Source organism: Peptoniphilus harei (genome assembly GCF_900454685.1).
In the GTDB taxonomy this organism is placed as follows: Bacteria; Bacillota; Clostridia; order Tissierellales; family Peptoniphilaceae; genus Peptoniphilus_A; species Peptoniphilus_A harei.
Map to the genome: position 1 here is coordinate 1 of NZ_UATM01000026.1, position 4835 is coordinate 4835.

Genomic DNA, 4835 nt, shown 5'->3' on the forward strand with positions numbered 1-4835 from the left:
AGATTTAATAAAAAAGATATATGAGGAGGGGCAATGATGGATTCATATGAAAATAAATTAGCATTAAGGGTATCTGGATTAAATAAAAAGAATAAAACAAATGATTTTTCTTTGAAAAATATAAATATTGAAGTACCTTATGGATCTATTGTAGGAAATATAGGAAGAAATGGAGCGGGGAAAAGTACTACTATTTCTTGTATACTTGGAATGTTTCAAAAAGATGAGGGAAAAATAGAGATATTTGGTACTGAAGATTGTAATCAAATAGATATTAAAAAACACATAGGTGTTGTTTTAGATGAGCCAAACTTTTCATTATTATTAACGTCTAATGAGATAAATGAGGTAATGAAATTTAATTACAGTAATTGGGAAGAAGATAGTTTTAAAAATTATTTGAATAGATTTAATTTACCAATAGACAAGAAGACTAAGCAATTTTCATTTGGTATGAAAAAAAAGTTATCGTTGGCTATAGCGTTGTCTCACGAAACAAAACTTCTCATATTAGATGAGATTACTTCAGGTTTAGATCCAGTAAGCAGAGATGAAATACTGGGTATATTGTTGGAATTTATAGAAAACCCAGAAAACTCCGTGTATATATCATCACATATTACAACAGATTTGGAAAAAATAGCTGATTATATAGTTTTTATGGATAATGGCAAAGTCGTGTTGAGTGAAGAAAAGGATGAATTGTTATATAACTATGGGATACTTCGTTGTACTGATAAAGAACTAGAAAAAGTGGAAAAAACGGACATCATTTCATACAGGAAGGAATTTGGAAGGGTAGATATTTTAGTAAAAGATATATCGAAGATAAAGAATAAGTATAAAGAATTTGTTGTGAATAAACCAAATTTTGATGAGATGTTATTAATATTAACAGGGAAGGAGGACTAATATATGAAAGGTTTATTGTTAGAAATATATTACAAAAATATTAAAAACATTTTTATAATGAATGCATTTTTAATTTTAGTATGGATTCTAATAAATTTATTTGCTGACATACAAATGGTTGTTTTTGCGTATTTTGCAGTAGTAATTTTCGCTAACAGTTTGTTGCTTCTTTTATCTCAAAGAAAAGATTATGATTTAAAATTATATAAATATGAATTCATGCTACCAATAAAAAGTAAAAATATAATACTATCAAAATATATAAGTCAAGTAGTTATTATTCTCTTTTCTATATTGATGTTGATTATTTTGAATTATATATCAATCTATCTAGGTAAGAATTATTTTGATTATGGATCTTCAGACTTAATAGCTTTGTTAAATGTTCTATTAGGTATTATTTTGCAACTAGTATCAATCTTCTACTTAGCCATGTACTTTATTGATTTAGAGAAAGGTGATTTGTGGATGGTTTTAGGCTTGATTGGGTCTATAATGCTAGTATCAATAGAAATATTTTACATTAAATAGGCTTGGATTTTCTAAGTCAGGTGGAAATGTTGCACTTTGTGCAATATATTTGATGCTATTTATAACATCATGCGTATTGAACTCAAAAAGAATGGTAAATCTAAAATTAGATACTTAAAATGGAAGATGCTATATCTATATTAGGTTTTATGTATAGAATTAATAAGTAAATATATTAATATTCAGAGCTGCTGGACCTAAAATATGGTCTTGTAGCAAAGAGATAAAAACTTATTGAATTAGAAAATATTAAAACGTGGATATTTTAGGCGATAGAAATTAAAAACTCTATCGTCTTTTTTTATTACAAGAAAGGAGTTATATATGAAAAATTTAGAGCAAATAAGACAAGAGTCAAAAGAAATAAAAGATAAAATTGATGATACAGAAGAAAGATTAAAGCAACTAAAAAATCAAGAAAAGAAGATATTAAAACAAGACATAGTGAAAAGAAGAAAAGAAAGAACTCATAGACTAATCATAAGAGGAGCAATCTTAGAAAGTCTTATAGAAAATACAAAAGAACTAACAGATCAAGAAATAAAAACCTAATTGAAAGATTTATAAAAGAAAATTTAACATCACAAGGAATGATAGTAGATTATGCAATTCATGATGAGAGTCAAGACAAAAATGGGTAATAATTTTATATAAGTTAAAAGTTTTACTAGCTAAGAATAGATTTTTTACGAAAATTGTTACTTGTCCTAAAGCTTGGTAAGGTTCTAATTCTAATGAAGGTGATGGCAAAATTATGAAAGAAAAAATTATTATTAAAAAATTAAAAGAAGATCGCAGAAATGAAATCTACACAAATAGAGGAATTAACCCAATATTCCAGCTAAATCCAAAATCAAAAATTTGATAATTGGGGCAAGCTCCTGGGGAAAAGGTTGAAGAGACTGGTATTTTATTTAATGATAAGAGTGGGGAAATCTTGTCAAATGGTTGGGTATATCAGAAGACGTCCTCCATAGTGAAGACTTTTCTATAATTCCAATGGATTTTATTATCCTGGAAAGGGAAATCGGGCGACAAGGCTCCCAGATCTTTTATTGCAAAAGAATACCATCCACTATTATTAAATGAATTGAAGGATATAAAGTTAACTATTTTGATAGGAGCCTATGCTCAAAAGTTTATTTGAAGGATAATTAAGAAAATTTAACTGAAACAGTAAAATCTTACAAAGAATTTTTGCCAGAATATTTCCCCAATAGTCCACCCAAGTCCTCTAAACAACAGGTGGATAGCAAAAAATCCTTTTTTTAGAGAGGATGTCTTGCCTGAGTTAAAGAAAATGGTAAAAAAGCTGATATAAATTGGTGTTTGTAAAATTTATTGTATAACTTTTTTTATGGTAATGGTCATCAACAAGGAGAGAAATATGAAGCGACTATGATGGAGAAGAACTATTAAACCTAGTGATGCTAGAAGATAAAATTCCAGCAGGAGCAAAATTATATTAATAAAAATTTTATTTATAAAAGTAAAAGGAACTGAGAAAATAAAAAAGCAAAAAAATTGGAACTGAGATAATTTTTTTCTCAGTTCCTTTTACTTTTATAAATAAAATTTTTATTAATATAATTTTGCTCCTGCTGGAATTTTATCTTCTAGCATCACTAGGTTTAATAGTTCTTCTCCATCATAGTCGCTTCATATTTTCTCTCCTTGTTGATGACCATTACCATAAAAAAGTTATACAATAAATTTTTACAAACCACAATTTATATCAGCTTTTTACCATTTTCTTTAACTCAGGCAAACATCCTCTCTAAAAAAAGGATTTTTTGCTATCCACCTGTTGTTTAGAGGACTTGGGTGGACTATTGGGAAATATTCTGGCAAAAATTCTTTGTAAGATTTTACTGTTTCAGTTAAATTTTTCTTAAATTTATCCTTCAAATAAAACTTTTGAGCATAGGCTCCTATCAAAATAGTTAACTTTATATCCTTCAATTCATTTAATAATAGTGGATGGTATTCTTTTGCAATAAAGATCTGGGAGCCTTGTCGCCCGATTTTCCCTTTCCAGGATAATAAAAATCCATTGGAATTATAGAAAAGTCTTCACTATGGAGGACGTCTTCTGATTACCCAACCATTTGACAAGATTTTCCCCACTCTTATCATTAAATAAAATACCAGTCTCTTCAACCTTTTCCCCAGGAGCTTGCCCAATTATCAAAATTTTTGATTTTGGATTTAGCTGGAATATTGGGTTAATTCCTCTATTTGTGTAGATTTCATTTCTGCGATCTTCTTTTAATTTTTTAATAATAATTTTTTCTTTCATAATTTTGCCATCACCTCATTAGAATTAGAACCTTACCAAGCTTTAGGACAAGTAACAATTTTCGTAAAAAATCTATTCTTAGCTAGTAAAACTTTTAACTTATATAAATTATTACCCATTTTTGTCTTGACTCTCATCATGAATTGCATAATCTACTATCATTCCTTGTGATGTTAAATTTTCTTTTATAAATCTTTCAATTAGGTTTTTATTTCTTGATCTGTAGTTCTTTTGTATTTTCTATAAGACTTTCTAAGATTGCTCCTCTTATGATTAGTCTATGAGTTCTTTCTTTTCTTCTTTTCACTATGTCTTGTTTAATATCTTCTTTTCTTGATTTTTTAGTTGCTTTAATCTTTCTTCTGTATCATCAATTTTATCTTTTATTTCTTTTGACTCTTGTCTTATTTGCTCTAAATTTTTCATATATAACTCCTTTCTTGTAATAAAAAAAGACGATAGAGTTTTTAATTTCTATCGCCTAAAATATCCACGTTTTAATATTTTCTAATTCAATAAGTTTTTATCTCTTTGCTACAAGACCATATTTTAGGTCCAGCAGCTCTGAATATTAATATATTTACTTATTAATTCTATACATAAAACCTAATATAGATATAGCATCTTCCATTTTAAGTATCTAATTTTAGATTTACCATTCTTTTTGAGTTCAATACGCATGATGTTATAAATAGCATCAAATATATTGCACAAAGTGCAACATTTCCACCTGACTTAGAAAATCCAAGCCTATTTAATGTAAATATTTCTATTGATACTAGCATTATAGACCCAATCAAGCCTAAAACCATCCACAAATCACCTTTCTCTAAATCAATAAAGTACATGGCTAAGTAGAAGATTGATACTAGTTGCAAAATAATACCTAATAGAACATTTAACAAAGCTATTAAGTCTGAAGATCCATAATCAAAATAATTCTTACCTAGATAGATTGATATATAATTCAAAATAATCAACATCAATATAGAAAAGAGAATAATAACTACTTGACTTTATATTTTTGATAGTATTATATTTTTACTTTTTATTGGTAGCATGAATTCATATTTATATAATTTTAAATCATAAT

The 4835-nt window shown here is 27.3% G+C and carries 3 protein-coding genes and 6 pseudogenes; 5 read left to right on the forward strand and 4 right to left on the reverse strand.

Annotated features, from left to right (window positions below; all coding sequences use genetic code 11):
- Nucleotides 1-33: 33 nt before the first annotated feature.
- The 5 genes and pseudogenes from DRZ96_RS01140 (at nucleotide 34) to DRZ96_RS01160 (ending at nucleotide 2764) form a co-directional block, all read left to right on the forward strand.
- Nucleotides 34-912 carry an ABC transporter ATP-binding protein gene (locus tag DRZ96_RS01140; RefSeq protein ID WP_112889278.1) on the forward strand — a complete coding sequence of 293 codons (879 nt, stop codon included), beginning with the start codon at nucleotides 34-36 and terminating at the stop codon, nucleotides 910-912.
- A 3-nt stretch (nucleotides 913-915) separates the two neighbouring features.
- Nucleotides 916-1443 carry an ABC-2 transporter permease gene (locus DRZ96_RS01145; RefSeq protein WP_256584776.1) on the forward strand — a complete coding sequence of 176 codons (528 nt, stop codon included), beginning with the start codon at nucleotides 916-918 and terminating at the stop codon, nucleotides 1441-1443.
- Between the two features lie 324 nt (nucleotides 1444-1767).
- A pseudogene (locus DRZ96_RS01150) lies at nucleotides 1768-1989 on the forward strand (DUF3847 domain-containing protein); the annotation flags it as partial.
- Nucleotides 1977-2081: pseudogene (locus tag DRZ96_RS01155) on the forward strand (MobA/MobL family protein); the annotation flags it as partial. The pseudogenes DRZ96_RS01150 and DRZ96_RS01155, both read left to right, overlap by 13 nt.
- A 116-nt stretch (nucleotides 2082-2197) precedes the next feature.
- Nucleotides 2198-2764, forward strand: a pseudogene (locus DRZ96_RS01160) (uracil-DNA glycosylase family protein).
- Between the two features lie 414 nt (nucleotides 2765-3178).
- On the opposite strand, the pseudogene DRZ96_RS01175 reads toward DRZ96_RS01160, so the two are convergent.
- From DRZ96_RS01175 to DRZ96_RS01190, 4 genes and pseudogenes are all read right to left on the reverse strand, one after another.
- Nucleotides 3179-3742 (reverse strand): annotated as a pseudogene (locus DRZ96_RS01175) (uracil-DNA glycosylase family protein).
- A gap of 114 nt (nucleotides 3743-3856) precedes the next feature.
- Nucleotides 3857-3961: pseudogene (locus tag DRZ96_RS01180) on the reverse strand (MobA/MobL family protein); the annotation flags it as partial.
- Between the two features lie 4 nt (nucleotides 3962-3965).
- Nucleotides 3966-4168, reverse strand: a pseudogene (locus tag DRZ96_RS01185) (DUF3847 domain-containing protein); the annotation flags it as partial.
- Between the two features lie 206 nt (nucleotides 4169-4374).
- The gene (locus tag DRZ96_RS01190; RefSeq protein ID WP_256584732.1) at nucleotides 4375-4713 is read right to left on the reverse strand and encodes a hypothetical protein; all 339 of its coding nucleotides are present in this window, start codon (nucleotides 4711-4713) and stop codon (nucleotides 4375-4377) included.
- Nucleotides 4714-4835: the final 122 nt, after the last annotated feature.